Raw genomic sequence first — 26,844 nt, 5'->3', positions numbered from 1 at the left:
TGGCTGCGTCGTGTCACCGCCGGGCGTTACCGGCCGGGTGTGTACCGGGGGAGGCGGGTACGCCATGATCGGGGAGTGACCGGCGAGGAACAGGAACTGCTGCGGGTGGCGACCATCGGGCCCGCCCACGGCCTGCGTGGCGACGTCCGCCTGCAGGTGCACACCGACGATCCGGACTCGCGGCTCGCGACCGGTACCGAGATCGTCACCGACCCGCCCGAAGCCGGCCCGCTGACCGTGGAGCACCTGTACCTGCACCGCGGCCAGTACCACGCACGCTTCACCGGGCACACCGACCGCGACGCCGCGCAGACGCTGCGCGGCGTGAGTCTGCTCGCCCCTCCCGTACATGAACCGGACGCGTGGTACCCGCACCAGTTGCGCGGACTGCTCGCCCGCACCCCGGCGGGGGTGGACCTGGGCAGCATCGAGGGTGTGCGGCATATGCCGGCCCACGATGTGCTGTTGCTGCGCACCACCGCTGGGGAGCAGGTGCTCGTGCCGTTCGTATCCCAGATCGTGCCCGAGGTGGATGTGGACGCCGGAACGGTCACGATCGACCCGCCCGGTGGGCTGCTACCCGAGGAGGAGCAGGAGGCATGACCGGCCGGATCGATGTGGTGAGCATCTTCCCCCAGTACCTCGACCCGCTGAACCTGTCCCTGGTGGGTAAGGCACGCCGGGACGGGCTGCTGAACATCTCCGTGCATGATCTGCGTGACTGGACCATCGACGCTCACCGCACCGTCGATGACGCTCCCTTCGGTGGCGGCGCCGGAATGGTGATGCGCCCCGATGTCTGGGGTCGTGCGCTCGATGAGGTGTTCAGCCAGGGCCAGCATCATGTCCGCACCCTGGTGCTGCCCTCCCCGGCAGGGGAACCGCTGACCCAGACCACCGCTGAGGAACTGGCGCTGATGGTCGCCGCCGGGGCCCAGTTGGTCCTCGCGTGCGGGCGGTATGAGGGCATCGACGCCCGGGTGGCCCACCACTACCAGGCCGGCGAGCAGATCGAGGTTCGCGAGATCTCCATCGGAGATTACGTGCTGAACGGAGGCGAGGCGGCGGCCCTGGTGATCATCGAGGCGCTGGCACGCCTGCTACCCGGGGTGGTCGGCAACCCCGAGTCCCTGGTGGAGGAGTCCCATGGCAGCGGTGGCCTGCTGGAGTATCCGGTCTACACCAGGCCCACCTACTGGCGTGACCAGGAGGTGCCCGAGGTGCTGCGCTCGGGTGATCACGATCGGATCCGCCGCTGGCGCCGTGCCCGCGCACTGCAACGCACCGCCCAGCGCCGCCCCGACCTGCTGGAGGCCGCTGGGACGGTGCAGGTCCGCCCCGCGAAGGCCGCTGACGTCGAGGAACTGGCCGAGGTGGCCGCGGTCACCTTCCCGCTGGCCTGCCCAGCCCACATCGCCCCCGACGACGTGCAGACCTTCGTCGACACCAACCTCAACCCCCAGCGACTGCGCGCCTATCTGCGCAGCCGGGAGCACACGATCCTGCTGGCGACCCTGGGCGGGGCCATCGTGGGCTACACGCTGCTGGGCTATCAGGAGCCGAGGTCGGAGGACGTCCGCGCTGTGGTCCGGGCCCGGCCGTGCGCGGAGTTGAGCAAGATCTACGTCCTGCCCGAGCACCACCGGCGAGGCGTCGGCGCGGCCCTGGTCCGTGCGGCGATCGCGGAGGCCGGGCGCCGCCCGGTCGACTCGGTCTGGCTCGGGGTGAGCCAACTCAACGAACGTGCGCAGCAGTTCTACCGCAGCCAGGGATTCACCCGGGTGGGGGAGCGCACGTTCAACGTCGGCTCCAGCATCGAGTCCGACTTCGTGATGGAACTCACCCTGGGTCCCACATCGGCCTGATTCTCTCCGATCGTCCTGGTGTGGCAGAATATGCCGAGGTCACCACCCTCCACGCCTCTGCCGCAGGGGAGCGCGTGCCCGTATGAGCGTTGGGTGACCACCGACCATTACTTCGACGGCGGCGCCCGCCGCCCGTATCAGCGCGAGTGACCTGTGGCACAGCGGAAAGGCTCAGCATGAACATCCTGGACGAAGTCGACGCAGCATCGCTGCGCACCGACGTGCCCGAGTTTCGCGCCGGTGACACCGTGCGTGTACACGTGAAGGTCATCGAGGGGAGCCGTTCGCGGATCCAGGTGTTCCAGGGTGCCGTGATCGCCCGGAGTGGTGGCGGCGTGCGCGAGACCTTCACCGTGCGCAAGGCCAGTTTCGGCGTGGGCGTGGAGCGGACCTTCCCGCTGCACTCACCGACCGTGGACCACATCGACGTCGTCAGCCGTGGTGCGGTTCGCCGGGCGAAGTTGTACTACCTGCGCGACCGTCAGGGCAAGGCCACCCGGATTCGCGAGCGTCGCGAGACCACTCCGGCCAACTGACCGGCATCGGCCGGTAGCAGGTGACCGATCAGCCCCGGAGCGGGGCCGGCAGCGCGAACGACGACGACAGCCCGGCGCCCGCTTCCGAGGCGACCACATCGACCGTCGGAGCAGCCCGGGGCGACTCGCCACGCCGGCGTCGCAAGCGGGGGCCGTTCGCCACGTTCCTGCGCGAGACCACCATCGTGGTGGTGACCGCACTGGTGCTGTCCTTCGTCATCAAGACCTTCTTCGCCCAGGCCTTCTTCATCCCGAGCGTGTCCATGCAGGACACCCTGGACGTGGGGGACCGGCTGGTGGTGAATAAGTTGGTCCCCGCCGTCAGTGACATCGAGCGGGGCGATGTGGTCGTGTTCGTCGACCCCGGTGGCTGGCTGCGCGATACCCCCGCGCCCGAGCCCACGGTCTGGCAGCAAGCCCTGATCTTCGTCGGGATCCTGCCCCAGCACGCCGATGAGCATGTGATCAAACGCGTGATCGGCCTGCCCGGCGATGAGGTCGTCTGCTGCGACGAGCAGGGCCGGGTGAGCGTCAACGGTGAGTCGATCGACGAGACGCCCTACCTGGCCACCGGGGTCGCACCCAGCCAGGATGAGTTCGACGTCGTCGTCCCGGCCGAGCATCTGTGGCTGATGGGCGACAACCGCGCCCAGTCGGCCGACTCCCGTTACCACGGTGGGGCCGCGGGTGGCGGATTCGTCCCGGTTGATCAGGTCACCGGCCGTGCCTTCGTGATCGTGTGGCCGCTGGACCGGCTCACCTGGCTGTCCGGGGGCGAGGACGTTTTCGTCGGTGTGCCCGACCCCGCCTGAACGATGAGTGCCGCCCACCGCCCCAAACGCCGCAGCAGGACGCGCCCACCGGGCCGGCATGTCGAGCGCGACCTGATCGACTCCGGTCACGAGCTGGTGGCCGGCATGGACGAGGTGGGCCGTGGTGCACTGGCCGGGCCCGTCAGCGTGGGCGTGGTCGTGGTGCGCAGGGATACCGGCCGCATCCCGGCCGGTCTGCGCGACTCGAAATTGCTGCGCCCCCAGGTCCGGCAGTCCTTGTGCGCACCGATCCGCCGATGGGCGTACGCCAGTTCTGTCGGTCACGCCAGTCCCGCCGAGATCGACGTGTGGGGGATCATCGGGGCACTGCGGATCGCCGGGCAACGTGCCCTGACGGCGCTTACCGAGCAGAGCGCAGCGCCGTCGGCGGTGATCCTGGACGGTCATCATGACTGGCTCACCCCGCCCCGGGGGATGGTCGTGGAGGCGCCGGCGCCGCAGGTGACCACCCGCATCAAGGCCGATCTGACGTGCGCATGCGTGGCCGCGGCGAGCGTCCTGGCCAAGTGTGAGCGCGATGACGCGATGACCGCCCTGCACCCGGACCACCCGGAGTTCGGGTGGGCCGAGAACAAGGGGTACGCCGCCCCGGAGCACCTGCGTGCGCTCCGGGAGCGCGGGCCGACCCCCTGGCACCGGCGCAGTTGGGCGTTGCCCGGCACAACAGTGGCGCTCGAGCAGGGCATGATGGACCTGTGAGTGCCGACGACCTGGAGAGCTATGAGACCGACGCCGAACTCGCGCTGTACCGCGAGTACCGCGACGTGGTCGGGTTGTTCTCCTATGTGGTGGAGACCGAGCGCCGCTTCTACCTGGCCAACCACGTGGACCTACAGGTCCGTTCGGCCGGCGGTGAGGTGTTCTTCGAGTTGACCCTCGGAGACGCCTGGGTCTGGGACGTGTACCGCTCGGCCAGGTTCGTCAAGTCCGTAAGGGTGGTGACCTTCAAGGACGTCAACGTGGAGGAACTGGCCAAACCGGACCTGGAACTGCCCGGCTGAGCACCCACCACCCCGCCGCGAGCACGGGCAGCAGAACCTGCCCGACGCCGTCGGGCACACCTGTCAACGCAGACTTCGAGAAAGGGACCGGACGTGGTCCAGGACAAGGATGGGCAGCGCCGGACGATAGCGCTGCTGGGCAGTAGCGGGGGGAACCTGCGCAGCCACGGCGGCCATGACGCGGCCGGGATGATCGCCGATGTCCGGCGTCAGGTACACGCCGCCGGCTTCGAACTGACGCACGTGCAGGTCGTCTCGGCGCAGACCTCGATGCACAGCGCCGCGGAGGAAACCCCGGCGGAACTGTTCGCCCTGGTCGACGGTCAGGTCACGGTCACCGCCCGCGGCACTCTGGCGGAGGTGAACCGGGCCGCAGCGGCACTCGACGCCGAGATCGCCGAGCAGGTGCGCGCGGGCGCAGTCGACGGGTTGATCCTGATGAGTGCGGACCCGACCGGCACGAACGCTGCCACGGTGGCCGCCGGCGTCGAGCAAGGCCTCCCGGCCGCCGGGACCGGGGGGACCTCGATCGCCACCGCACAGCAGATGGGGTTGAACGTCGTCGGCGCCTCGGGCACCACCGGCACCACCTCCACCACCCGTGCGGTGGCCTACGTCTCCGCCCTGGCCCGGTGCTGGAAGGTTCGGTACCGCCCCGCGCTGGGCGGCGGTGGCAGCCAGTCGGGACACACACGTGAGGCCGCGTGGCGCCGGATCAGCATCCGCGGCATCATGGTCGGCTCCATCCCGGCCTTCATCGCCCTGGCGCTGGTGCTGGCGGTGAGCAAGGTCCCGCCGCTGGCCGGGTTGTCCGATGTGTTCGACGTGCTGATGGCCGGTCTTCCGGTGGTCATCGCGGCGGTCGCGGCGCGCAAGATATCCGGGCTCGATGAGGTGGGCCTGGTGGCCGGTGCGATCGCCGGCATCCTGGCCGCCGAGGGCGGCATCCTGGGCGGGCTGGCCGGCGGGATCCTGTCCGGGCTGCTGGCGGCATGGCTGATCGGAAAGACCCTGGCCTGGCGCTTCCCGGCCACCACCGCCAACATCGCCACCGGTGCGGTCGCGGGAGTGGTACCGGGACTGATCGTGTACTACCTGTTGGCGCCGGTCACGAACTGGCTGGGTCTGGCCGTCAAGGACGGCATCGAGGCGGCCCTGGTGTTCAGTCCGATCCTGGCCGGGGCTTTGGCCGGCGCGGTGATCTGGTTCGCGATCATCGGCGGGGTCTACCACGCGGTGATCCTGCCGCTGGTGCTGCTGGAGATGGGGCAGAAGGGCCACAGTTTCTTCGGTGCCATCGACATGGTCGCCCTGGTCATGGTCAGCCTGGGCATCACCCTGGCCAACGTGATCAAGCCCCGCACCAGCGGTGAGCGGGCACTCGCCGGATCCGGTGCGCCGGTGAACTTCTTCTTCGGCACCTTCGTCGAGGCGGCTTATCCGTTCATGTTCGGCGATAGGCGCGTCTTCGCCGCCGCTGTCGGCGCGGCGACCGTCGGCGGTGCGGTGGTGGGCGCCTTCGGGGTCGAGGCCACCGCATACGTCCCGGCCTTCGTCGCTCCGTTCATCGCCACCAGCGCGGTCGGGATGGTGATCTCGATGCTCACCTCGATGTCCCTGGCCTTCGTGCTCACGTATCTGATCAACCTTCGCGCGATCCGCACGTCGCGGCGGAGCGAGGCCGTGCCGGTCTGAGCCGTCCACAGCCCGAGGCGCTGTCCACACGTGCGCCCGGGGCCTCCGTGCTCACCTCGCCCGGCGGGCACGCTGGGCAGTGGAGGTGGTGGCTGTGTCCGCTCACAACCAGCAGATCGGGGCACGTGGCGAGCACGTGGCCGCCGGGTGGTTGCGCAACCACGGCATGCGGGTGCTGGCCACGAACTGGCGTTGCCGGGCCGGCGAGATCGACATCGTCGCCCAGGACGGGTCCACCCTGGTGGTGGTGGAGGTCAAGACCCGCACCTCGACCCGGTTCGGAAGCCCGGCCGAGGCGGTAGCCGGGGTGAAACTGCGGCGTCTGCGGCGCCTCGCCGCCGCGTTCCTGGCCCAGTGCCCGTCCTACTTCCCGGCGGTGCGCATCGATGTGATCGCGGTGCTGCTGCCACCCGGGGGAGGGGCGCTGGTCAGGCACCTGCGCTCGGTCGGCTGACCAGGTCCGCGCAATGGACGTCCGGCCCTGCGCGCCTCGACGCGGAGCCGTATCGGCGGTGCGCGCCAGCGCCGGCGCGCCGTTGAGCCGCTGAGCACCTATTCACAGCGCAACGGCGTCGGAGCGTCCGTCCACAACCCTTGTGCTCGGGCCCCCACCCCTCTGGCTCCGGCGGGCAGCCTGACGGTGGAGGTGGTGCAGGTGTGCAGCAAGAGTCGGAGCACCCGGCCCGGGATGAGCAGGCAGGAACCCGGGTGATGGGCCTGGGGCGCACCTGGGCGGTAGCCCTGGTGGGGATGCGCGGGGTGCTGGTGGAGGTGCAGTCCGACGCCGGGTCCGGCATCCCCGAGGCCACCATCGTGGGGTCGGTGAGCACCGCGATGAAGGAGGCCAAACACCGGGTGAAGGTCGCGCTGAAGCACTCCGGGATGCGGTGGCCGGACAAGAAGGTCGTGGTGAACCTGTCCCCGGCGGATGTGCCCAAGCGCGGCTCGGTGTTCGACCTGGCGCTGGCCACCTCGATCCTGTGCGCGGACCGGCAGATCGAAGCGCCGCTGGCCGAACGGACGGTGCACTTGGGTGAACTGGGTCTGGACGGCCGCGTGCAACCGGCCCGCGGAGTCCTGCCCGCCGTCCATGCGGCGGTACGGGCCGGCTACCCCCACGTGGTGGTCCCACAGGCCAACGCCACCGAGGCAGCCCTGGTCCATGGCGCACAGGTCACCGGGGTCGGCCACCTGATCGACGTGGTCCGCCACTACGGCGTGCCGATCGACCCCGACCTGGAAGAACAGATCCGCAGCAGCGCTCCGGCGCAACCGCTCCAAACGCCCCATGCGGCCCACTCGGGCCCCGACGCCGATCTGGGTGACGTGCTCGCTCAGCACCAAGCCCGGCACGCCCTGGAAGTGGCGGCCGCCGGCGGTTACCACCTGCTCATGGAGGGCCCGCCCGGTACCGGTAAGACCATGCTGGCGGCACGGCTGCCCGGGCTGTTGCCGGACCTGGGGGATGCCGACGCCCTGGAGGTCACCTCGATCCACTCCCTGTGCGGGACGTTCAGCCCCGAGGCAGGCCTGATCCGGCGGCCACCGTTCGAGAGCCCGCACCACACCGCCAGTGCGCCGGCGATCGTCGGCGGGGGCAGCGGGATACCCCGGCCGGGGTCGATCTCCCGAGCCCATTGCGGCGTGCTGTTCCTGGATGAGGCCCCGGAGTTTCCTACGCGGGTGCTGGAGACGCTGCGCCAACCCCTGGAGGCCGGTTACGTGAGCCTGGACCGTTCCGGCGCACACACCTCCTACCCGGCCCGGTTCCAACTGGTCCTGGCGGCCAACCCGTGCCCGTGCGGGCATGCGGACAGCCCGCACAGCAGGTGCACCTGCACCCCGCAGATGCTGCGCCGCTACCGGTCCAGGCTCTCCGGTCCGGTGCTGGACCGGGTCGACATCCAGATCGGGGTGGAACCGCTGTCCCAGGCCGAACTCGCCACCGCCGCCACCGGGGAGAACACCGAGACGGTCCGTGCGCGGGTACTCCGGGCTCGTGAGCGCACCAGGTCCCGGCTGGAAGGAACCGGCTGGACCACCTACAGGCAGGCCCCGGGCCGGTGGGTTCGTGAGCGCACCGCCGCAGCCGGGCGCCGGTTGACCCGGGATCTGGACCGCGCCCGGGACCGCCGCCAGATCACCATGCGCGGCTATGACCGGGTGCTGCGCCTGGCCTGGACGCTGGCCGACCTGGCCGGGCGGGACCAGGTGTGTACCGAGGACATCGCCACCGCCTTCACCCTGCGGACCCGGGAGCGTCATGGCTGAACAGCGCCCACCCTTCGACATCACCGACGAGCGACTGGCGCTGGCCGCCTGGAGCCGCATCGCCGAGTCCGACGACGCCGCAGCCCGCCCGCTGCTGGCCGGCGCCGGCGCCGGAGCGGCACTGGACTGGCTCTACCGCGGGGCCCGGGGCGCCCCGCCCGGCTTGCGGCCCTCACGGGTCTGGGTCACCGCCGCACAGCGGTGGTTGCCCCGGTTGCACAACCTCGATCCGCGCCGGGAGTTGGAGGTGATCGCCCGCCGGGGCGGACGGCTGCTGGTGCCGGGTGAGGAGTCCTGGCCCGTAGCCGTCGATGACCTGCCCGACCCGCCGTGGTGCCTGTGGATGGTCGGCAGTGCTTGTCCGGCCCGGCTGGCCCGGAGTTCGGTGGCGATCGTGGGTGCGCGAGCGTGCACCGACTACGGACAGCGAGTCGCCCAGGACCTGGCCTACGAGGTGGGTGGCCAGGGCGTGACGATCACCTCCGGGGGAGCCTTCGGCATCGACGCCGCGGCCCATCAGGCGGCACTGGCCGCCGATGCGCCGGTACTGGCCGTGATGGCTGGCGGGCTCGACAGGTTCTACCCGAGCGCGAACACCGATCTGTTGCGCCGGGTGGCCGGTTCGGGGGTGGTTCTCGCCGAGGTTCCACCGGGCACCGCCCCGATGCGCTCACGGTTCCTGCGGCGGAACCGACTGATCGCCGCCCTGGGGAAGGGCACCGTGGTGGTGGAGGCGGGGTGGCGCTCGGGTGCGCTGAGCACCGCGCGGGCCGCCAATGACCTGATGCGGCCGGTGGGCGCGGTCCCGGGCCCGGTGACCTCAGCCACCTCGGCCGGCTGCCACCGGTTGATCCGCGAGGCCGAGGCGGTGCTGGTCACCGGGGCGCAGGAGGTGCTGGAACTGATCAGACCGGTGGGCACCGTGGACGAGCAGGAGCCGGCGGTGCAGCCGGGCCTCCTTGATGATCTGAGCCCGGACCAGGCCAAGGTGCTCGATGCACTCCCGGCTCGAGCCGGCGCCGGATTCGATCCTCTGGTGCGTGCCAGCGGGCTCGCCCCGGCCCAGGTCAGTGCCGCGCTGGGGATGCTCGAACTGGGCGGACGGGTCCACCGGTCCGGGGCGACCTGGAGGCGTAACCGCTGAGCACCAGTTCCCGCTGCTGCAGCCGTGAGTGTGGCCGGCATCACCGCACCTGAGGAGAACCTGAGGTGTCCTTGAGCCCGGTCTGGGGGCGTGCTGAGGGGCCGCTCGTAGTGTCAGGGATGTCGCCACCGGAAGCCTCATCCGCCCGGTGGCGACACCCAGACATCAGTCGGCCGCTACGGCCCGCACACCGAAGGAACTGTCGTGAACAAGCCCCGCAAGAAGAACGCACTCGCCCTGCTCGCCGGTGTTGCCGTGGCTGCGGCCGTGGCCGCCTCCGCTGCCACCTTGGGAGGTGTGAACGCCCAGGAACTGGGTGCCGATTCCAGCGAAGTGGTCGCTCCGATCACCGAGGGCGTCAGTGTCACCTGGGAAACCTCCTACGACGCCGGCCAGGGCCACTACGTCGTCGACGGTTTCACGCTGACCCCGACCGGTGCCGAGACCATCCCCGCTGACGCCGAGGTGCAGGTCACGGTGTCGGGCGCCAACGGCGAAGAGTTGGCCGAGTACACCGGCACCGGCGGTGGCTACATGGAGGTGGACGACAGCGACACCATCGTGGCCGCCCACGACGTGTACGGCGCTGCCGTGGTCATCACCAACAACTAGTAGCCCCTGCTACGACCGGATCTCCGATCCGCCCGCCCAGCACCAGCACATCCAGGAGCACCCATGACGACGAGTCCCCGCCTCGAGCCGGACACCGCCGTCATGGGTGCTCTGCACGTGGCGGACCAGGCGGCAACGCTCGCGGCTCGGCAGCCTGCGCTCGCCGCCGTGGGGCCCGGGCCCGGAGGGACAGAGGAGCCACCAACTCGCGATCCCCGCTCGCGAGCACGCCACCGCGCCTCGGGGGCGGCCCGCCTGCGCACGGTTGTGAGCTGGGTGCTGTTGGCCCTGGCGGTCGTGGCCCTGTGGCCCGCCCAGTTCGGCGGCCTCACCGGGCTGACGATCGTGCACGGCGCGTCGATGGAGCCCACCTACGCCACCGGAGACGTCGTGGTGACCCTTCGGACCGGTTCCTACCAGGTGGGTGATGTCATCTCCTACACCGTGCCCGCCGGGCAGGCCGGTGCCGGTGGCCACGTGATCCACCGCGTCGGCTCGGTCGAGCCGGACGGCACCTACACCACGATCGGTGACAACAGCGAAAACCCGGACGAGTGGGTGATCGCCGACGCGGACGTGCGCGGCAAGGCTGTTGCGGTGCTGCCCCGGGCCGGGATCGTGTTCAGCCCCCAGGTGCTGCCGTACGTGGTCGCCCTTGCCGTGGGTGGGATCGTCACCCTGTTGCTGTGGCGCACCGACGACGACGAGACGGACTCCGGCGGTGAGTCCCCATGACGCCGGCCAGGGTCCCTCGGACTCCGGCCAGGCGGCGAGTGGCGGGATTGCTGGCGTTGCTGGCGGTGTTGATCCTCAGTGGCAGCGTGATCGGCTCGGCGGCGAGCCTGGGTGGAGCCCACCCCCAGCAGATGGGGGCCGGCGCCGTGCAGACCAGGGAACTGGCCGGGCTGGAGATCCAGTACGCCCCGCACTGGGACGAGGGCGACTGGCGCCTCGGTCCGGTCACCCTCACCGGGGGAGCGGACCGGGGCTTTCGCGCCGGCGACGAGATCAGCATGAGCGTGCACGCCCCGGGGCGTACCTGTGAGGCCAGCACGGTGACCGAGGGCGCGGTGCAGTCGGTGACGCTGACCGAGGACATGAGCGCTCCCGGTTGCGCCGTCACCCGGATGGCGCCTCGCGACGTGACCACCGTGGCGATCTCAGTGACCGGAACCGACGGCATCACTCGGACCAGCACCATCGGGAACCTGAGCGGGTCCCTTGCTGCCTTCTCCGGTGCTCTGCTGGACACCGGGCGGGTCATGCACGGCCGGGCCGACACCGAGATCGTCGGTCAGCAGAACCAGATCACCCAGGCCCACCTGAGGCTACCCGGAACCCCGGTGAGCGAGGTCGCCGGCGCATCGATCGCCGTCGTCCTGCCCGGCACCGGGCAGACCCGCGGCACCGTGTCCACTGCCGCCGATGCCCCCGTGCGCGTGCAGAGCGACCCCGGCGGGGGCTCGCTCATCACCCTCGTCACCGACCAGGCCTGGGCCATCGAGGGGGAGGTGGAGGTGCAAGCGCTGCTCGCCACCACCCAGCACCTCAGCGGACCGGACGCTCCCGGTGCGCTCAGCACCACCTCATGGACGGTCACGGCCGAACCGGTGGCGCCGCCGCCGGCGAAGGTGGACCACGCTCTTCAACCGGTCAGCCTGACGCCGGGGCTCCAGTACGACTACACCTGGACGGGTGGCTACACGAATACCCTGAACTACTGCCACGACTTCACCGTGACGAACGTCTCCGAGGTCACGGTGCCCGATTGGACCGTGCAGTTCGACTCCTCCCTGGCGCCGCTGTGGGGTGCGAACCCCCAGGTACCGGGAACCATCACCTACAACAACATCGAAACCCGGGCCTACGACGAGCACACCGGCCTGTGGACCCTCGGAGCGATCCATGACTGGCACCGGGTCCTGCAACCCGGGGCTACGCAGCGCTTCGGTTACTGTGCGGAGCGGGTCCCGACGCCGGAGCCGGACCCCTCGCTGTTCGAGGTCTCCCCGGTCCGCGTGGGCGGTGGTGACTGGCACGTCACCTTCACCATCGAGGTCACCTCGACCAGTGAGTTCTATGTGCCCTGGAGCGTGGAGGTCGACTTCGCCGATCTCGTCTGCCCCGCCAGCCTGGCGGACAAACCGTTGACTTTCTACGAGAACGTATCGGCCACCCCGGTGGAGGGCAGCACCACCCGGTATCTCATCGAGGGCGTCCCGGGGGATACCCAACTGGTCTCTCGATATGCGTCCCGGGTATTCACCTTCGCCCACTACGGCCCGGCCCCCGGCTGGCGACTTCCCTGCCCGGAAGGTGAATGACGTGCCTTCTCCGCCACCCCGCCACGGCCCCGGGGAAGCGTTCAGCCGGAACTTCTGCGATATCGTCACAGGAGTCATCGACTGTCCACCACGTCAGGGCAGTCAGGTTCCGGGGAGCGATGTGGTGCAGGACGGGCGTATTGCCGTCGTCATCGAAGACGATGCCGATATCCGTGAACTGGTGGCGACCGTGCTGGAGCAGGCCGGCTTCGATACCTACTCGGCCGGCACCGGCACCGAGGGTGTGGACCTGGTGCGCCGTCACGAGCCGCTGGTGACCACCCTGGACGTGAGCATGCCCGGGATCGACGGGTTCGAGGCCGCCAAGCGGATCCGCGCGGTGAGTGACACCTACATCGTGATGCTCACCGCCCGCACCGAGGAGATCGACACCGTGGCCGGCCTGCAGTCCGGGGCCGACGACTACCTCACCAAGCCGTTCCGCCCGCGGGAACTACGCGCCCGGATCGAGGCGATGTTGCGCCGGCCCCGCCAGATCCACTCGGGCGCAGCACCTACCGGGACCACCCCGGAACACTCCAGTGGCCACGGAGCCAGTCCGCCGACGCCTGCCGTGGGGGGGGGCGGGGCGAACGCCGGATCGGCGTGGCTGGACCACCACGGCCTGGCACTGCATCCGCAGATGCGCCTCGTGAACCTGCACGGGGCGGAACTGGACCTGACCCGGAGCGAGTTCGACATCCTGCACGCCCTGCTGGAGGGGGGCCGGCGGGTGATCAGCAAGGCGGATCTGGCGCTGATGCTGCGGGGTGAGACCTACCTGGGCAGCACCGCCTACATCACCGAGCAGGACGAGCGCGCCATCGAGGTGCACGTGGCCAACCTACGGCGCAAACTCGGGGAGCGGCCGGCCCAGCCCCGATGGATCGAAACCGTGCGCGGGGTCGGTTACCGGCTCACCGCTGCCTGAGCATCGGCCTCATCCGCCCCGACCAGGACGATAGCGGTCTCGGCGCCTGCTGCGGAGCGGACCGCGCCGGTCCGGGCCCGGTCCAGGAGGTCCCGGGCGCTCAGGCCCGGGACGCTGACGCACACCCCCACCCCGACGATGACGGTCGCAGCCGTCGCAGCAGCATTGAACTCATCGAGCACCCGCTGGGAGATCTGCCCCGCGAGGCGCTTGGCCTGGTTCGCGCCCAGCACCGGGGCACTGATCACCACGGTGGCCGGGTCGACTTGACCGAGCAGGGCAGACAACGGCACTGCGGTCTGGATGCCCTCACGCCAGCGCGTGGCGACCTCCTCGACGGCGCGGTTGCCGAACGCGGAACGAATCTGCTCCAGACCACTGGTCTGGAGGACGATCACGGCGAGCCGCTCCCGGCGCTGCTCGGCCCGGTGCAACTGACCCTGCAGCACACCTTCGAAGGAGCCCGGGCCCAGGAACCCGTCCCGAACCTGGGTCAGGGTGATGTCGGCACCTCGTGCGGGTCGGGCTCGATCCTGGGCACGTAGCACCGAGAGAGAGACCACCACCGAGATGGTCAGCGCGATCGTGATCACGGAGGTCGGGGCGGTATCGAACCATTGCAGGAAGAGTTCCGACTCCGGCCCACGGGTGAGGAAGACCCAGGTGCGGGCGATGTAGTACAGACACTGAACGCCCAGCGCGGCGGTGAGGCCCCAGGCTGTGGCCGTGGTGCCGAGCGCGCCCCGGCGGGCCTCGATCGACCCCAGTCCGGAGAGCACGAGCAGTGCCAGGAACATCACCTCTGCGCCCGCCCAGGAGCCTCCGGCGGGGCCCTGGACCAGCGTGCTGAGCAGCGTCGTCACCGCGAGCAGCCCCACCAGGGCGACGCCCGGGGCCATTGGGCGGTCGTTGTAGACCCGACCGCCCACCCACATGCACCCGGTGGTGACGACGAAGGCGGCGTTACCCACCGCGGCGGCCACCCACGCGCCGGCGAGGAACTCCCAGGCGAAGTAGGTCATCACGGCCAGGATCCCCGCCATGAACGACAGCGCCCACACTCGTGCCGCCCGGTTCCTGGCGTGCAACGCCGTGTCGGTCAGGAACGCGATGCCGGAGACCACCACCACCAAAGCCGTCACCAGGCTCATCGTGGCTGGATCCAACCAACTCATCCTCGCTCCTCGTGCGTTGGGCTCGGGTGTGCGGAGCCGGTCGCCGCCGCAGATGGTGCTCCGGTAGCCGGCCCTGGTACTGCGGCGGGGAGCCGCACAACGAACGTGGCGCCCTCGTCGGGGGTGCTCTGCACGGTGATGTCGCCGCCATGGGCACGCGCGATATCCCTGCTGATCGGCAACCCCAGACCGCTGCCGTGGGTGGAGGTGTTGCGCACCCGGTCGGAGCGGAAGAACCGGTCGAACAGCAGCGGGAGTTCCTGTTCGGAGACTCCGGGACCGTCATCGCGCACCACGATCCACGCATGCGTACCATCACTGGTGACACCCACGGCGATCCGGCCACCGTCGCGGCCGTACTTGATGGCGTTGGAGATCAGGTTGTCCGCGACCTGCCGGATCCGGCCGACGTCGATGCGCGCCCAGGTCGGTTCCACCCCGGTGGCATCGATCCGCATCTGTCGGCTCCGGGCTTGGTCCGAAGCCGCTTCGATGGCGGCGCCGACCACCTCGGACAGGCTCTCCGGGACCGGGTTCACCGTCAACGCGATGCCTTCGCGGGAGTGGGCGGAGGTGGTGAGGATGTCGCCGATCAGGGTGAGCAGCCGTCCAGCATTGCGTTCGGCGATCTGCAGGCCACGGCGGGTGCCGGCCGGCAGGCCGTCCGTCTCGGCCGCCAGTTCCAGGAACCCCAGGATGGAAGTCAGCGGGGTGCGCAACTCGTGGGAGACCGAGGCCACGAGGTCGGCACGGGCGCGCACCGCCAATTCCTCAGCGGTGGCGTCACGGCTGACCATCACGATGCCCACGTCCTGTCCCCGCCAGTCCTGCAGTCGGCGCGTGGTCGTCTCCAGTGCTCGGCGGTCCCGGCCCGGCGCTCCGTACCAGTGCAGTTCCCGCTCCACCGTTTCCCCGCGACCGGCTCGCGCGCTCGGCTGGTCGTGCGGATCCATGGGTGTGTACCCGTCAGCCCGGTAGAGCTTCTCCCCAGCGTGCTCGCGCAGTGCCTGCAGCCCGTGATGGGCTTCGTTGGCGACCACCACCCTGCCGTCGGCACCGTAGACGACCACCTCGAAGTCCACCGCATCCAAGACGTCGGTCACCAGGTCTTCCTGTCGGCGCGCACGTTCCACCGCGTGTTGCAGTGACTGTGCCTGGCCCTGGAGCAGATCTTGCTGTGCGCGAACCCGTCGGCTCACCAACTGGGTGATGACGGCCAGCGTCGCGATGACCACCGGTCCCAGCGCAGCCGAGGTGGGCGTCGCACCGGTGTCCCGGAGGGCCACCAGGCCCCAGTAGGCCACGGCGATCGACACGAGCATTCCGAGGGTGGCCGCCAGTCCGAAGGACCACGCGGTCCAGATCGCCGGGAAGATCCACAGCAGGCCCAGGTCCGCCGCCGGGCTCGATTCGCGCAGCATCCCGATCGCGGCTGCGTTGAGAACCGGTAGCAGTATCCGCAACAACTTCGGGTACCGCGGCCAGTTGACCAGCAGCGCAGCCGCGCAGGTAACGAAGGTCACCGCCAGGGAGATCACCAACAACGTGGGGTAGCGCACCATCCCCGAGAGCACCACCAAGGTGGCGGCCAGGAGCATCAGCGCCGCCAGCAGCATCTGCACCAGGATGAGCGTGCGGGTCGACTCACGCGGACCACCTGGGGCGCGCTGACCCCCGTCGCTCCCGGTTCTCATCCCCCGACGTTAGCGTGGATCGGCTCGCGTCCTTTGCGGCCCGGCGGTGTCGGGTGCACGGTGGTGCCCGGGCCCGTGGCACAGTGTGTGGATGGGCACCCAGGAGCGGACGAGGGAGGCAGAACGGCCCGGGGATGTACCGATGCTGTCGGCGTTCGCCGCCCACCTGCAGGCACAGCGTGGGCTGTCGGAGCACACCGTGCGGGGCTACCGCGGGGACGCCGTCTCGCTGCTGGCCACACTGGCCCCGACCGGTTCCGACCCCGAGGCGACCGACCTGGCCGGTCTGGACCTGCTCGCGCTGCGCAGTTGGCTGGCTGCGCTGTCGGCGCGCGGTCACGCCCGGGCCAGCATCGCCAGGCGGGCGGCGGCATCGCGCACCTTCACCGCCTGGGCCGTGCGTAACGGCTGGCTCGCCGTCGACCCCGGGCCGCGGTTGCTGGCACCCCGGGCCGATCAGGTGGTCCCGCACATCCTCACCGAGGAGGAGGCCGTCACCCTCCTGCGCACCGCCGGGGAACTGGCACAGGACGGTGAGCCGGTGGCGGTGCGCGACTGGGCGGCGCTGGAACTGCTGTACGCCTCCGGTCTACGGATCAGCGAGCTGGTGGGTCTGGACATCACGCACGTGGACTTCGGTGACCGCCTGGTGCGGGTGCTGGGCAAAGGCGCCAAGGAACGCATGGTGCCCTTCGGGGTGCCGGCATCGCGGGCACTGACCCGATGGCTGCACGTGCGCGCAGAACTGGCGACGTCGGTGGCGGGTGACGCGCTGTTCGTGGGTGTGCGCGGCGGACGGGTCGATGCGCGACAGATCCGTACCGTGGTGCACCGGCTCACCGCACTGGCCGGGGTGCGTGACCTGGCCCCGCACGGATTGCGCCACTCGGCGGCGACCCATCTGCTCGACCACGGATCGGATCTGCGCTCGGTCCAGGAGGTGCTGGGGCACTCCTCGTTGCAGACCACCCAGCGCTACACCCATATCTCCGCCGAGAGATTGCGCAGCGCGTTCCATCAGGCCCACCCGCGGGCCTGAGGGTCACCCCGGCAGCGGGTACAGCCTGATGGTCACCGGTTCGGAGCCCACCAGGAGAAGCGGATCCAGGTAGGTGTCCGGGCCCGTGCGTGCGCCCCAGTGCAGGCAGGACTCAGCGCAATGCGCTCCGGCCTCGCCCACTCCCACATGACCGATCACCTGCCCGGCGTGCACCTGCTGGCCGGCTCGCACCAGCGGATCCAGCGGCTCATAGGTGGTGCGGATGCCGTCTGGGTGGTCGATGGAGACCACGGTGCGGTCCACCACCGGCCCGGCGAAAGCCACCACTCCGGCTGCGGCGGCGTGCACCGGTGCGCCGACCCCGGCACTCAGGTCCACTCCGCGATGCCCCGGTGACCACACCTGAGCGGGTGGCTCGAAGTGGCGCAGGACCCGTGGTGGTGGCGGTACCGGCCAGCGGTACTCCAGCACTGGGTGCGCCTCGGAGGCCGGGCCGGCCCGCGTCGTCTGCGATTCGCCGCCGGCGGCCGGCCCGGGGACTGCTTCCGGTGCTGCCGGGGTGAGGCCGGACCAGGGCGTGGTGAGCGCCAGTGCCACCAGGGCCACGGCCCCGGCCCCCGCGGCGATCGTACGTACACCCATCCGGACCTCCTACCGCACCCAGCATCGCCGCAGGCCCTGCCACCCACCCCCGACCCCGCTTCGACTGTGGAGCACCGGTCCGCGGCGGCCGGCCTGTGGATGATGCTTAGCGCAGCGTGAGCAGAGTGAGCAGAGTGAGCAGCGTCTCAGTGCCCGTTGTCTCCGGGCGGGCCCCTGGGCCTGGTGTGGTGGCGCCGATCGGGTAGCATGGACCCCGCAGTCGGTGTGTCTGCAGGCTTGTCCTGCGACGAACCGGCTGACATCGCGCGCTCACGCTCCCGCTGTGCGGGGGTCTCGTGGCGAGGTCCGGGACGAAGGTCGCGGTGCCGCGAGGCCGTGAGCACCAGGAGTAGCCACCAGTACCGGTGGCCACGAACAACCGAACTGTGCGTCCTCGCGGCGCACCCGATCCGCGGCCTGTGCGCCGCGGGAGGAGGAACACAGCCATGGCTGTTGTCACCATGCGCCAGCTCCTTGAGAGCGGCGTCCACTTCGGGCACCAGACCCGCCGGTGGAACCCGAAGATGAAGCGTTTCATCTTCACCGAACGCAACGGGATCTACATCATCGACCTGCAGAAGTCCCTGCAGGACATCGACCGCGCCTACTCCTTCGTCAAGGAGACCGTGGCCCACGGTGGCACGATCCTGTTCGTCGGCACCAAGAAGCAGGCCCAGGAAGCGGTCGAGGAGCAGGCCACCCGGGTCGGCATGCCCTACGTGAACCAGCGTTGGCTGGGCGGCATGCTGACTAACTTCGGCACCGTCTCCAAGCGCCTGCAGCGGCTGAAGGAGTTGGAGGAGGTCGACTTCGACGACGTCGCCTCCTCGGCCTACACCAAGAAGGAACTGCTGATGCAGCGCCGGGAGAAGGACAAACTCACCCGGACCCTGGGCGGCATCCGCGAGATGGCCAAGGTTCCCTCGGCGGTGTGGGTGGTGGACACCAAGAAGGAGCACCTGGCCGTCGCCGAGGCCCGCAAGCTCAACATCCCCGTGGTGGCCATCCTGGACACCAACTGCGACCCGGACGAGGTCGACTACCCGATCCCGGGCAACGACGACGCGATCCGCGCCGTCTCCCTGCTGACCCGGGTGGTGGCCGACGCCGTCGCGGAGGGCCTGATCGCCCGGCACGGTGGTGACAAGGCCGAGGGTGCCGCAGCCGAGGCCGAGCCGCTGGCGGAGTGGGAACGTGAGCTGCTCGCCACCCACGAGGCCGAGCAGTCCGGAGCCACCTCGGTGGCCGGCGCCGAGCAGCCCGACCCCGAGGTCGAGGCCGCCCAGCAGGTTGCCGGTGCCACCAACGAGGCCGAGGATGTGGCCGCCGTGGCCGAAGAGGCCGGGGTCACCCCGGCCCCGGCCCCGGCCCCGGAGCCCGCGCAGGCCGAGACCGCCGAGGCCCCCGCGGCCGGAGCGACCGAGACTGGCCCCGCCCAGGAGCAGGCGTCCGCCGAGGGCGCCACCCCTGCGGACGAGGCCTGAGACTCCACTACCACCGATCTGGGAAGGATCACAGATGGCGAATTACACCGCCGCTGACATCAAGGCGCTGCGTGAGCGCACCGGCGCCGGCATGCTCGACGTCAAGAAGGCCCTGGACGAGGCCGGGGGTGACAGCGACAAGGCGCTGGAACTCATCCGCATCAAGGGCCTGAAGGGCGTCAGCAAGCGCGAGGACCGGGCCGCATCGGACGGCCTGGTGGCCAGTTCCATCGTTGCGGGGGAGGGCGGCCAGCGGGGCGTGCTGGTCGAGGTCAACTCCGAGACCGACTTCGTGGCCAAGAACGACACCTTCGTCGAACTGGCCGACAAGGTTGTCACCGCAGCCGCGGGCTCCGAGGTCACCGACGCCGAGGCCCTGCTGGCCGAGGACGTCGAGGGCCGCACCCTTCGCGAACTGGTCGATGAGACCGCCGCGACGCTGGGGGAGAAACTGGTCGTGCGCCGGCTCGCCCGGGTCGACGGCGAGGTGGTCACCGAGTACCTGCACCGCACCTCCAAGGACCTGCCCCCGCAGGTGGGCGTGCTGGTGGCCTCCGACGGCGCCGGTGGCGCCGTGGCCCGGGACGTGGCGATGCACATCGCTGCCTACTCCCCGACCTACCTCTCCCGGGATGACGTACCGGCGGACCTCGTTTCCGACGAGCGCCGGATCGCCGAGGAGACCGCGGTCGCCGAGGGCAAGCCGGAGCGAGCGCTGCCCAAGATCATCGAGGGCCGCCTGAACGGCTTCTTCAAGGAGAACGTGCTGCTGGACCAGCCGTTCGCCAAGGACCCCAAGCAGACCGTGGGTCAGATCGTGGCCGACGCCGGTGGCACCATCACCGGCTACGCGCGGTTCCGCGTCGGGGCCTGAGCGGTTCCACGCACCCCGACGCCGGCCCCGGCCCTACGCAGGGTCGGGGCCGGCGTCGTCCGGGGTGCGAGCCGGACCGGTCGCCCGTCTCGGGCATCATGGAACCAGTCCCACCGGATCACCAGCACAGGGAGTAGCCGATGAGCACCAGCGAACCCACCCACCGCCGAGTCCTGCTGAAACTGTCCGGGGAGGTGTTCGGAGGTGGCAGCGTCGGCCTGGACCCGGACGTCGTCGCCGGGGTGGCACAGCAGGTGGCCGTCGCGGCGAACGACGGCGTGCAGGTGGCCATCGTGGTGGGTGGTGGCAACTTCTTCCGTGGCGCGGAGCTGTCCCAGCGCGGTCTGGACCGAGCCCGTGCGGATTACATGGGCATGCTCGGTACCGTGATGAACTGTCTGGCGCTGCAGGACTTCCTGGAGAAGGCCGGGGTCAGCACCCGGGTGCAGACGGCGATCACGATGGGTCAGGTGGCCGAGCCCTACATTCCGCTCCGGGCGATCCGCCACCTGGAGAAGGGCCGTGTGGTGATCTTCGGAGCCGGCGCCGGGATGCCCTACTTCTCCACCGACACCGTCGCGATCCAGCGCGCCCTGGAGACCCACTGCGTGGAGGTGCTGGTCGGCAAGAACGGCGTGGACGGGGTCTACTCCGCCGACCCACGCACCGACCCCAGCGCCGAGAAGATCCAGCGACTGACCTTCGACGAGGCGATCCAGCGGGACCTGCGCGTCGTGGACTCCACCGCGCTGGCACTGTGCCGGGACAACGATCTACCGATGCACGTTTTCGGGATGGAGGAGCCCGGCAACGTCACGCGGGCCCTGCGTGGTGAGATGATCGGGACGCTGGTCACCTCACGGTGATCACGGGTCCGCAGCGACGAACAAGGAGACACCGATGATCGACGACATCCTCCTCGAGGCCGAGGACAAGATGACCAAAGCAGTGGAGGTCGCCCGGGAAGACCTGGGCGGTATCCGCACCGGGCGGGCCAACGTCGGGATGTTCAACAAACTCGAGGTGGATTACTACGGTGCCCCCACCCCGCTGCAGCAACTGGCGTCGATGACCATTCCGGAAGCGCGCACCGTGCTGATCTCGCCCTACGACAAGTCCTCGATGCAGGCGATCGAGAAGACCCTGCGCGAATCCGACCTGGGCGTCAACCCCTCCAACGACGGTGTGATGATCCGGGTGGTGCTGCCGACACTGACCGAGGAACGGCGGCGCGACTACGTCAAACTGGCCAAGTCCAAGGGTGAGGACGCGCGTGTTTCGGTGCGCAGCATCCGTCGCCGGGCCCGTGAGGACCTGGAGAAGCTCTCCAAGGACGGCGACGTCGGTGAGGACGAGGTGAATCGGGCACAGACCGAACTGGAATCCCTGACCCGCCGACACACCGACGAAGTGGACGCACTGTTGGCCGGTAAGGAGAAGGAACTGCTCGAGGTGTGATCTCCCGCCCATGAATGAGCAGGATCCAGACCCCGGCGGGGTGCCGCTGACCCGCCGGCAGTTGCGGGCCGCCGAGCGCGCTCGCGCGCAGGAGCAGGCGCGGGCCGAGGAGCAGGCCCGGCTCGAAGCGGCCCCCACCACGCGGGTCGCGGAGGATGAGTCGCCCGAGGAGAACCCGCCAGGGACGACGACCTCACCCGCCGATCCGACGCCGGCGTCGGCGGAATCGCCGGCTGTGCCGGCACCCGCTGCTGCACTGCCGGCCCTCGACCCGCAACAGGCGCTGCGGGCGGCCGAGCCGCCCGCTTCGCGCGCCGGCCGGGACCTGCGCTGGGCGATCGGTGTGGGTCTGGTGCTGGGCGCGGTGCTGGTGGCGTCGCTGTTCATCCGCACCGAGGGATTCGTGGTGCTGGTGGCCCTCGCCTGTGGGGTAGCCCTGTGGGAACTGGCCCGCGCGGTGCGAACCCGGGACATCAGGATCCCGCTGCTTCCGCTGCTGGTGGGGGCCGCCGGGATCCTCATCTCCGCCTACACCTCGGGGATCGAGGCGATGTGGGTGGCATTCATTCTCACCGCAGGGGGAACGTTCGTCTGGCGGGTGCTCGATGGCAGCGGGCCGCCCGCGCTACGAGATGCCACCGCAGCGATCTTCGCCGCCGCCTACATCCCGTTCCTGGCCGGGTTCGTGATCCTGATGCTCACCGGGTCCGGACCGATCCTGGTGCTGACCTTCATCGCCTTGGTCGTGGCCAATGACGTCGGCGGGTACGCCGCAGGGGCGCTTTACGGCAAACATCCGATGGCCCCCACGGTGAGCCCGAAGAAGTCCTGGGAGGGCTTCGGCGGGTCGATCCTGCTGACCGTGATCACCGGCGTCGCCCTGACCGTGCTGGCTCTGGGCGGGGCCTGGTGGGTCGGTGTGGTCTTCGGGCTGCTCACGGTGGTGGCAGCCACGGTGGGGGACCTGTCCGAATCACTGCTCAAGCGTGATCTGGGGGTCAAGGACATGGGCACGGTGCTGCCCGGGCACGGCGGAGTGCTCGATCGGGTGGACTCGATCCTGGTGGCCGCGCCGGTGGTGTACGTCGCCCAGTTCCTGCTCCTGGGCACGTGATCTCGGCCGGTCGGGCGAGTGCGCGCCGCGCCGACGCCCGGGTTGTGGCACGGTACTGGCAGTAATCGCACATCGGTGCCGGTACGGAATACTTCTCGGCAGAACCGGATTCGCAGGACAGGAAGGAGCGCGGCATGGAGGACCTGTTCCCCACGGTCGGTCGCTGGGCCAGTGGCTACGACCGGGAGGAGGTCGAAGAGTTCTTCGAGCGCGCCAAGTCGGCCTACGAGAGCGGTGACACCGGGATGAGTAGCGCCGATGTGCGTTCGGCCGCCTTCGACCTGGTCCGGCACGGCTACGACCCGGCAGCGGTCGACGCGGCCCTGGACCGACTCGAGGCCGCATTCATCCAACGTGACCGAAGCGAGTTCGTCACCAGTGCCAGCCAGGACGCCTGGATGGAGCAGGTGGCCGAGCGCGCCACCTCCCTGTATCCGCGCCTGGTACGTCCGCCCGGGGAGCGGTTCGCCCCACCCGAGCGCGGCCGCGGTTACGACAGCGAGGCCGTCGACGCCGCCCTGGACCGGTTGGTGGCCTACTTCGATGAAGGTGCCCACCTGAGCGCCTCCGAGTTGCGGTCGGTCACCTTTCCCTCCGCCCCGCGGTCGCGCGCCTACGCCGAGGGTCCCGTCGATGCCTACCTGGATCGAGCGATCGACATCCTCCTGGCGGTGGAGTGACCCGCACGCTGACCATCCTGGGCAGCACCGGTTCGATCGGCACCCAGGCCCTGGAGGTCGTCGCCGCGCACCCGGATTCCTTCGCTGTCGTGGCGCTGGCAGCCGGCGGGTCGGACCTGGACCTGCTGGCCGAACAGGTTCTCCAGCACGCCCCCGCCCAGGTCGCCCTGGCTACCGGCAGCGCCGCGGACTTCGCGACCGCGCTGGCCGCCCGGGCCAGCAGCCTGGGCCGGTCCCTGCCCGATGTGGACGTGCGGACCGGAGCGGAGGCGGCCGCGGAGGTGGCCGGCAACGGTGCCGACGTCGTGCTCAACGGCATCACCGGTTCGGTGGGCCTGGGCCCCACCCTGGCGGCACTCGCCGCCGGTTCCACCCTGGCGCTGGCGAACAAGGAGTCCCTGATCGCCGGTGGGGCACTGGTGCGCGCCGCCCAGCAGCGCCCGGATCAGATCGTGCCGGTGGACTCCGAGCACTCGGCCATCGCCCAGGCCCTGCGTGGTGGCCGGCGCGAGGAGGTGCGACGTCTGGTGCTCACCGCATCCGGCGGCCCGTTCCGTGGGCGCACCCGGGCGGAGCTGGCGGATGTCACCCCCGCCCAGGCGCTGGCCCATCCCAACTTCGACATGGGCCTGGTGGTCACCACCAACTCGGCCACGATGGTGAACAAGGGCCTGGAGGTGATCGAGGCGCACCTGCTCTTCGATGTGCCCCTGGCCGCAATCGAGGTCGTCGTGCACCCACAGCAGCAGATCCACTCCATGGTGGAGTTCCGGGACGGCTCCACCATCGCCCAGATCGGCCCGCCCCGGATGCTCGTTCCCATCGCCCTGGGCCTGTCCTGGCCGGACCGGCTGGACGGCGTCGATGTTCCCACCGACTGGTCCATCACCCAGTCCTGGCAGTTCCACCCGCTGGACGATGAAGCCTTTCCCGCGGTGGCACTGGCCCGCTCGGCCGCCGAGGCCGGGGGCACCCATCCGGCGGTCTACAACGCCGCGAACGAGGAGTGCGTGGCAGCGTTCCACTCCGGCAGGATCGGCTTCCCGGCCATCGTCGATACGGTAGCCAGAGTGGTCGCCGAACACCTCGGACCGGCACAGCTGGACCTGACCGCGGTAACCCGGGCCGAGTCATGGGCCCGTGGCCGCGTCCACGAACTGATCCACTGAACCCCCAGGAGCCCCCTCATGCCCGTCGCCATCGTCACCGGAGCCTCCCGCGGTATCGGCGCCCATCTGGTTCGAGCGCTGGTGAGCGCAAACTGGCAGGTAGTAGCCCTGGCCCGGGACACGGGCCGGCTGCAGGACCTGGCTGCCGACGTCGGTGCCGCCACCGGCGCGCCGACCCCGGCGGTGCTGCCGATCGGGTGCGACGTGACCGACGCCGCCCAGGTGAGCGCCGCCGTCGGGCAGGCCCTGCAGACCTTCGGGCAGGTGGACCTGTTGGTCAACAACGCGGGGTTGAACCACCGGGAAGCCCCGCTCTGGGAGGTCGATGCCCAGGAGTGGTGGCAGGTGCTGACCACCAACGTCAAGGGCCCCTACCTGCTCACCCGCGAGGTGGTGCCGCACATGATCGCCTCCGGCGGAGGCCGGATCGTCAACATCAACTCCGGTTCCGGGGTGCGCGACAATGCTGAGTCCAGCGGCTACAACGCCTCCAAGAGCGCGCTGTTCCGGATCACCGGGGCCACCGCCCTGGCCGGCGCGGAGCACGGCATCTTCGCCTTCGACCTGGCCCCCGGCGTGGTGCGCACCGACATGACCGCCGTGATGGCCGCTCACGCCGACCGCACCGAGTGGACCAGCCCGGAGGAGGTGGCCCGGCTCTGCCTGGCCCTGGCCGGCGGGGAGTTGGACGCCTACTCGGGCCGGATGGTGCGCGCCGGTGCCGACACCGTGGCCGAACTGCGGGCCCGGGCCGGGCACCTGCCCACCGAGGCGCGCCGGTTGCGGCTGGTCCCGTGGGGTGAGGACGATCCCCTCGCCTGATATGTGGGGCTTGTTTGTCAAGTGGGCAGGGTGAAGCGCCGCCGGACTGGCCGTGTCTGGCGGCGCTTCGTCGTTCGCTGGGGGCGGGTCGGGGTGCGGCGTGTCTGGTGACGCGTGGTCAGTCTGATATGCGCGGGTTGGTTACCGCATGACCGTGTTCCGGCGAGAGCGTCCGAGCGTGTCTGAGGTCGAGCGTGGCCGGCGGGTGCCGGCTGCTCACAGGCGAATCGCTGGTGCGCTCCTCACGCTGCATGCTCCCCGGCCCGGTGGCCGGCGAACGAGCTTTCGGGTGGCTAGTCCATGGTGGCCAGGGACCAGCACCAGCCGGCGAGTTCGCGGGCGATCGCGGTGTTGGCGATGGTGTGCTTCTTCTTGTGGCTGGTCAGGACCTGCCAGCGGTGGTGCAGGCGCCGGTTGCCGGCGTCGCCGCGCGCGGCCACGGTGGCGGGCGCCAGGGCCCACCGGTCCCGCATGGTCTTCCCGGGCCGGTAGGCGCTCTTGTGGTGCCAGGCGGCCTCGATCAGCAGCCGGCGGGCGTGGGTGTTGCCGGTCTTGGTGATCGCACCCAGGTGTCGGGTGCCGCCCGAGGAGTGCTCACTGGGCACCAGGCCGAGGTAGGAGGCGATGGTGCGGCCGGTGAACCGGTGCCAGTCGCCGATCTCCACCGCGAGGGCGAACCCGGTCAGGGTGGAGATCCCGCGCAGGCAGCCCAGCCGGCGAGTGGTCGCGGTGAACTCGCTGTCCGCGGCCGCGGTGAGGATCTCGCGGTCGAGGCGGTCCCGGCGGGCACCGATCGTGGTGACCGCGTCGTAGGCGGCGTCGAACGCCGCCAGAGTCCCGGCCCCGGCATCCTCGAGCCCCTCCCAGCGGACCCGCCGCAGCCACGCGTCGTGAACCCCGGTCCAGGCCGCCTTGCCCTGGTCGTAGACGATCCCCCGGCGCAGCAGCAGCTTGCTCAGCCGGTGCCTGGCAGCCATCAACTCCACCCGGGCGTCATCACGGGCACGCACCAGGTCCCGGGCGGCCTCCTCGGCCACCGTCGGGACGCGCACCGCCACCAGCTCCTCCATCCGCAGCAACCGCGCCAGAAGCAGCGCGTCGCGCTTGTCGGTCTTGACCCGCTCCCCGGCGGGACGCAGGATCTTCGATGGCGCCGCGACCGTGACCGGCACCCCCGCCGCGATCAGCTTCCGGGCGAGCCCGAAACCCGTCGGGCCCGCCTCGTACGCTGCGTGCACCGGCCCATGACCAGCCGCGATACCTGCCACCCACTCGGTGACCTGCCCGCCATCCGCAGGTAGCCCCACCTCGATCAACTCACCGGTCGAGGTGTCCAACGCCGCCGCTCGCACGCTACGCGCGTGCACATCCAACCCAATCGCCGTAACCTCACTGAACACCAGGGCCTCCGCTGCATGTCGGCACCCCCAGCCACTCTGGGGGATGATCCACGAATCTGCACCGTGAGGCCCTGGACCCGTCAAGACTCAGAACCCCACCACCCTCATATGGTCTGAGCC

At 70.2% G+C, this 26,844-nt stretch carries 27 protein-coding genes; 23 read left to right on the top strand and 4 right to left on the bottom strand.

Annotated elements, in window-relative coordinates; all coding sequences use genetic code 11:
• Window positions 1-75 precede the first annotated feature (75 nt).
• From rimM to ACO0LV_RS13240, 14 genes are all read left to right on the top strand, one after another.
• On the top strand, window positions 76-603 hold the full coding sequence (gene rimM, locus ACO0LV_RS13305; protein ID WP_424788397.1) for a ribosome maturation factor RimM: 528 nt from the start codon (window positions 76-78) through the stop codon (window positions 601-603).
• Window positions 600-1,865, top strand: coding sequence for a tRNA (guanosine(37)-N1)-methyltransferase TrmD (gene trmD / locus ACO0LV_RS13300; RefSeq protein WP_424788396.1), 1,266 nt, complete (start codon window positions 600-602; stop codon window positions 1,863-1,865). Before rimM ends, trmD begins: the two co-directional genes overlap by 4 nt.
• 176 nt (window positions 1,866-2,041) lie before the next feature.
• A complete protein-coding gene (rplS, locus tag ACO0LV_RS13295; RefSeq protein WP_424788395.1) occupies window positions 2,042-2,401 on the top strand; it encodes a 50S ribosomal protein L19 in 360 nt (119 codons plus the stop codon).
• 20 nt (window positions 2,402-2,421) lie between these two features.
• Window positions 2,422-3,213, top strand: a complete 792-nt coding sequence (lepB, locus tag ACO0LV_RS13290) for a signal peptidase I (protein ID WP_424788394.1) — start codon at window positions 2,422-2,424, stop codon at window positions 3,211-3,213.
• Window positions 3,214-3,216: 3 nt separating this feature from the next.
• Complete coding sequence (locus ACO0LV_RS13285) at window positions 3,217-3,933, top strand: ribonuclease HII (protein WP_424788393.1); 717 nt, start codon at window positions 3,217-3,219, stop codon at window positions 3,931-3,933.
• Complete coding sequence (locus ACO0LV_RS13280) at window positions 3,930-4,235, top strand: DUF2469 domain-containing protein (RefSeq protein WP_424788392.1); 306 nt, start codon at window positions 3,930-3,932, stop codon at window positions 4,233-4,235. Before ACO0LV_RS13285 ends, ACO0LV_RS13280 begins: the two co-directional genes overlap by 4 nt.
• 93 nt (window positions 4,236-4,328) lie before the next feature.
• A complete protein-coding gene (locus tag ACO0LV_RS13275) occupies window positions 4,329-5,930 on the top strand; it encodes a hypothetical protein (RefSeq protein WP_424788391.1) in 1,602 nt (533 codons plus the stop codon).
• Between the two features lie 94 nt (window positions 5,931-6,024).
• Entirely contained in the window at window positions 6,025-6,384 is a 360-nt protein-coding gene (locus ACO0LV_RS13270) for a YraN family protein (protein ID WP_424788390.1), read from the top strand.
• Window positions 6,385-6,587: 203 nt separating this feature from the next.
• Window positions 6,588-8,201 carry a YifB family Mg chelatase-like AAA ATPase gene (locus ACO0LV_RS13265; RefSeq protein WP_424788389.1) on the top strand — a complete coding sequence of 538 codons (1,614 nt, stop codon included), beginning with the start codon at window positions 6,588-6,590 and terminating at the stop codon, window positions 8,199-8,201.
• On the top strand, window positions 8,194-9,345 hold the full coding sequence (gene dprA / locus ACO0LV_RS13260) for a DNA-processing protein DprA (protein WP_424788388.1): 1,152 nt from the start codon (window positions 8,194-8,196) through the stop codon (window positions 9,343-9,345). Before ACO0LV_RS13265 ends, dprA begins: the two co-directional genes overlap by 8 nt.
• Before the next feature lie 204 nt (window positions 9,346-9,549).
• Window positions 9,550-9,957 (top strand): hypothetical protein, encoded by a 408-nt coding sequence (locus tag ACO0LV_RS13255; RefSeq protein WP_424788387.1) that lies wholly within the window; start codon window positions 9,550-9,552, stop codon window positions 9,955-9,957.
• A gap of 63 nt (window positions 9,958-10,020) precedes the next feature.
• Window positions 10,021-10,692, top strand: coding sequence for a signal peptidase I (locus ACO0LV_RS13250; protein ID WP_424788386.1), 672 nt, complete (start codon window positions 10,021-10,023; stop codon window positions 10,690-10,692).
• A gap of 38 nt (window positions 10,693-10,730) precedes the next feature.
• Window positions 10,731-12,281 (top strand): hypothetical protein, encoded by a 1,551-nt coding sequence (locus tag ACO0LV_RS13245; RefSeq protein ID WP_424788385.1) that lies wholly within the window; start codon window positions 10,731-10,733, stop codon window positions 12,279-12,281.
• Between the two features lies 1 nt (window position 12,282).
• Window positions 12,283-13,212, top strand: coding sequence for a response regulator transcription factor (locus tag ACO0LV_RS13240; RefSeq protein WP_424788384.1), 930 nt, complete (start codon window positions 12,283-12,285; stop codon window positions 13,210-13,212).
• Here the strand turns inward: ACO0LV_RS13240 and ACO0LV_RS13235 are convergent.
• Together ACO0LV_RS13235 and ACO0LV_RS13230 are read right to left on the bottom strand one after the other, a co-directional pair.
• Window positions 13,191-14,387, bottom strand: coding sequence for a diguanylate cyclase domain-containing protein (locus tag ACO0LV_RS13235; protein ID WP_424788383.1), 1,197 nt, complete (start codon window positions 14,385-14,387; stop codon window positions 13,191-13,193). The genes ACO0LV_RS13240 and ACO0LV_RS13235 overlap by 22 nt on opposite strands.
• Window positions 14,384-16,081, bottom strand: a complete 1,698-nt coding sequence (locus tag ACO0LV_RS13230; protein WP_424788382.1) for a sensor histidine kinase — start codon at window positions 16,079-16,081, stop codon at window positions 14,384-14,386. The genes ACO0LV_RS13235 and ACO0LV_RS13230 overlap by 4 nt, the downstream gene beginning before the upstream one ends.
• Window positions 16,082-16,172: 91 nt before the next feature.
• Here ACO0LV_RS13230 and ACO0LV_RS13225 point away from each other — a divergent pair, with 91 nt between their 5' ends.
• Window positions 16,173-17,120, top strand: coding sequence for a tyrosine recombinase XerC (locus ACO0LV_RS13225; protein WP_424788381.1), 948 nt, complete (start codon window positions 16,173-16,175; stop codon window positions 17,118-17,120).
• A 3-nt stretch (window positions 17,121-17,123) separates the two neighbouring features.
• Here the strand turns inward: ACO0LV_RS13225 and ACO0LV_RS13220 are convergent, their stop codons facing one another.
• Entirely contained in the window at window positions 17,124-17,723 is a 600-nt protein-coding gene (locus tag ACO0LV_RS13220; protein WP_424788380.1) for a M23 family metallopeptidase, read from the bottom strand.
• A gap of 446 nt (window positions 17,724-18,169) precedes the next feature.
• On the opposite strand from ACO0LV_RS13220, the gene rpsB reads away from it, so the two are divergent.
• The 8 genes from rpsB (at window position 18,170) to ACO0LV_RS13180 (ending at window position 25,324) form a co-directional block, all read left to right on the top strand.
• A complete protein-coding gene (rpsB, locus tag ACO0LV_RS13215; protein WP_424788379.1) occupies window positions 18,170-19,207 on the top strand; it encodes a 30S ribosomal protein S2 in 1,038 nt (345 codons plus the stop codon).
• Window positions 19,208-19,241: 34 nt separating this feature from the next.
• On the top strand, window positions 19,242-20,081 hold the full coding sequence (gene tsf, locus ACO0LV_RS13210; RefSeq protein WP_424788378.1) for a translation elongation factor Ts: 840 nt from the start codon (window positions 19,242-19,244) through the stop codon (window positions 20,079-20,081).
• A gap of 140 nt (window positions 20,082-20,221) precedes the next feature.
• On the top strand, window positions 20,222-20,947 hold the full coding sequence (gene pyrH, locus ACO0LV_RS13205) for a UMP kinase (protein WP_424788377.1): 726 nt from the start codon (window positions 20,222-20,224) through the stop codon (window positions 20,945-20,947).
• A gap of 34 nt (window positions 20,948-20,981) precedes the next feature.
• A complete protein-coding gene (gene frr / locus ACO0LV_RS13200) occupies window positions 20,982-21,539 on the top strand; it encodes a ribosome recycling factor (RefSeq protein WP_424788376.1) in 558 nt (185 codons plus the stop codon).
• A 10-nt stretch (window positions 21,540-21,549) separates the two neighbouring features.
• Window positions 21,550-22,653: a phosphatidate cytidylyltransferase gene (locus ACO0LV_RS13195; protein ID WP_424788375.1), complete on the top strand. Its 1,104-nt coding sequence runs from the start codon at window positions 21,550-21,552 to the stop codon at window positions 22,651-22,653.
• A 134-nt stretch (window positions 22,654-22,787) separates the two neighbouring features.
• Window positions 22,788-23,333 (top strand): DivIVA domain-containing protein, encoded by a 546-nt coding sequence (locus tag ACO0LV_RS13190; protein ID WP_424788374.1) that lies wholly within the window; start codon window positions 22,788-22,790, stop codon window positions 23,331-23,333.
• The gene (gene dxr / locus ACO0LV_RS13185) at window positions 23,330-24,502 is read left to right on the top strand and encodes a 1-deoxy-D-xylulose-5-phosphate reductoisomerase (protein WP_424788373.1); all 1,173 of its coding nucleotides are present in this window, start codon (window positions 23,330-23,332) and stop codon (window positions 24,500-24,502) included. The genes ACO0LV_RS13190 and dxr overlap by 4 nt, the downstream gene beginning before the upstream one ends.
• 18 nt (window positions 24,503-24,520) lie before the next feature.
• Complete coding sequence (locus ACO0LV_RS13180; protein WP_424788372.1) at window positions 24,521-25,324, top strand: SDR family NAD(P)-dependent oxidoreductase; 804 nt, start codon at window positions 24,521-24,523, stop codon at window positions 25,322-25,324.
• A gap of 293 nt (window positions 25,325-25,617) precedes the next feature.
• On the opposite strand, the gene ACO0LV_RS13175 is transcribed toward ACO0LV_RS13180, so the two are convergent.
• Window positions 25,618-26,724, bottom strand: a complete 1,107-nt coding sequence (locus ACO0LV_RS13175; RefSeq protein WP_424788012.1) for an IS110 family transposase — start codon at window positions 26,722-26,724, stop codon at window positions 25,618-25,620.
• Between the last annotated feature and the right edge of the window lie 120 nt (window positions 26,725-26,844).

Source organism: Pseudactinotalea sp. Z1739 (assembly GCF_049725055.1).
GTDB lineage: Bacteria > Actinomycetota > Actinomycetes > Actinomycetales > Beutenbergiaceae > CALKWS01.
This window is presented reverse-complemented; position numbering and strand designations above follow the sequence as displayed.